The following is a 2495-nucleotide window of genomic DNA, read 5'->3' on the forward strand; positions in this document are numbered from 1 at the left end:
CGAGCGTCGCCGCGGACGTTGCCGTGGTGTCGGTATCTGTTGGGGTGGTGTCGGTATCTGTTGGGGTGGTGTCGGTCTCTGTCGGGGTGGTGTCGGTCTCTGGCACCGTGGTGTCATCGGAGTTGCGTTTCTCCGAATCAGGTGTGGAGTCATCGGACATGCGGCGATGGCCCTTTCTCGATCGTTGTGGAAACAGATGGTCGCAAGTTGCCACGCATGTCTATGGCTCCGAACCACACCACCCGATCGCTGCGCGCTCCCAGGAATCATAGGCAAAGCCGGCAGTGAGATGGGGCGCGACTCGAGTCGCAGAGAGGGTCCGGGCACAGAGGTGTGCCGCGAGATTACCTGTCTGTGCCATAGTTTCGGAGACTAACAGCTTCCTGTGAGCTTCTCAAAGGAATCCTGTCACCGTCCTGCGTTGTGCGGCGAAGAAAGGGACCACCAGTCATACGAGATCCCCAGTCATACGAGAGCCGCTCGGATGGCTGCCAGGGCTGTGCCGGACCCGCCGCCGGCCTCAGTTCAGCAGCGCCCGGTCCCCCAGTGTCGCGCCCTTGAGCTTGGAGAATTCGCCCAGCAGCGTCTTCACCGTCAGCGTCTTCTTCTCTTCGGCCGAGGCCTGATAGATGATCTCGCCTTCGTGCATCATGATCAGGCGGTTGCCCAGGGCGATCGCCTGTTCCATGTTGTGTGTGACCATGAGTGTGGTCAGCCCGTCATTGGACACGATCTTCTGTGTCAGGTCCGTCACGAGGGCCGCGCGCTGTGGGTCGAGGGCGGCGGTGTGCTCGTCAAGCAGCAGGATGCGGGGCTGGGTGAATCCGGCCATGAGCAGGCTCAGCGCCTGGCGCTGTCCGCCGGAGAGCAGACCCACCTTCGTTTTCAGCCGGTTCTCCAGGCCGAGCTCCAAAGTGGCAAGCTCCTCGCTGAACAGGTCCCGCCTCGCCGAGGTGGTTCCGCGTCCCAGCCCACGTGGCTTACCGCGCTTGAGCGCCAAGGACAGATTCTGTTCGATCGTGAGGTCCGGGGCGGTGCCGGCCATCGGGTCCTGGAACACCCGACCCAGATACTTGGCCCGCTTGTATTCGGGCATCCGTGACACCTCGGCGCCGTCGATCGTGATCGATCCGGAGTCGACGGGGAGGCGACCCGAGATCGTGTTGAGCAACGTCGACTTGCCGGCTCCGTTGGACCCGATGACGGTGACGAAGTCGGATTCTTCGAGTTCGAGTGAAAGGGTCTGCAGTGCCTTGCGTTCGTTGACGGTCCCGGGGAAGAAGGTCTTCGAGATGGTGTCGATCTTCAGCATGTGTCTCAGTCCTCCTTCGCTTCTGTCGCGGCAGACGATCCTGACGCCGTTGTTCCTGCGGCAGACGATCCCGCGGCCCTCGTCGACGTCCCCGCAGGGACGCCGGGGGTGTCGGCGGGGACGTCGACCGTGCCGACGGGCACCTGTGCACCCGCTTCGTTGGCAGAATCGTCTGCTGATTCTGCCGGAGCCTTCGGCGAGGTCCGGTTGCCGCGCGATCTCAGCGACGGTATTCGTTTGAGGAACCCCCATCTGGGCAGCAGCAGGGCGAGGACGACGAGCAGTGCGGTCGTCAGCTTCATATCGTTGGTGTCGAGGCCGGCACGCAGCGCCAAGAAGATGATGAGCCGGTAGATGACCGATCCCAGCAGGGCGCCGAGGCTGGCCATGAAGATGTTGCGGCTGCCGAACACGGCCTGGCCCAGGATGACGGAGGCGAGTCCGACGAGGATGAGGCCGATGCCCATGCTGACATCGGAGAACCCCTGGTACTGGGCGACGAGGGCACCGCAGAGTGCGACGAAGCCGTTGGACAGCGCCAGGGTCAGCATCGTCGTGTTGTCGGTGTTGACGCCGAGGCTGCGGATCATCTGCCGATTGTTGCCATTGGCCTGGATCGCCAGCCCCAGGTCGGTGGTGAGGAACCAGTCGATGGCGAATTTCAGGATCAGGGTGAAGACGAGGAGGACGGAGATGGAGACCCAAGTGCCCAACAGCATGTTCTCCCGGAGCGGAGTGAAGACGGTGTCTTCTCGCAGGAGCGGGAGGTTCGCCTTGCCCATGATCCGCAGATTGATCGACCACAGACCGATCATCGTCAGGATTCCGGCGAGCAGTCCGTCGATGCCGCCCTTGGTGTGGAGGAGCCCGGTGATGTAGCCGGCGATGAGTCCTGCGCCGATGGCCGCCAAGGTCGCCAGGAAGGGGTTGACCCCGGCGATGATCAAGGATGCTGCGGTGGCACCGCCCGTGGTGAAGCTTCCGTCGACGGTGAGGTCGGGAAAGTTGAGGACTTTGAAGGTCAGGTAGACCCCGAGCGCCATCGCTCCATAGATGAGCCCGAGTTCCAGTGCTCCGAACATGTGTTTCCGATCAGGTGGTGAATGAACGCATGGGTAGGTGTCGCCGGCCGGTCACGAGTTCCGGTCACGAGTTCCGGTTGGCAGTGAGTCCCGGGTGGTCA

The 2495-nt window shown here is 62.8% G+C and carries 2 protein-coding genes; both read right to left on the minus strand.

Annotated elements, in window-relative coordinates; all coding sequences use genetic code 11:
* Positions 1–520: 520 nt before the first annotated feature.
* Positions 521–1312 carry an ABC transporter ATP-binding protein gene (locus tag L0G76_RS15705; protein ID WP_304358068.1) on the minus strand — a complete coding sequence of 264 codons (792 nt, stop codon included), beginning with the start codon at positions 1310–1312 and terminating at the stop codon, positions 521–523.
* Between the two features lie 5 nt (positions 1313–1317).
* Complete coding sequence (locus L0G76_RS15710) at positions 1318–2394, minus strand: ABC transporter permease (protein WP_304358069.1); 1077 nt, start codon at positions 2392–2394, stop codon at positions 1318–1320.
* Positions 2395–2495: the final 101 nt, after the last annotated feature.

The sequence above is a fragment of the Brevibacterium picturae genome (assembly GCF_030453725.1).
GTDB classification, from domain to species: domain Bacteria; phylum Actinomycetota; class Actinomycetes; order Actinomycetales; family Brevibacteriaceae; genus Brevibacterium; species Brevibacterium sandarakinum_A.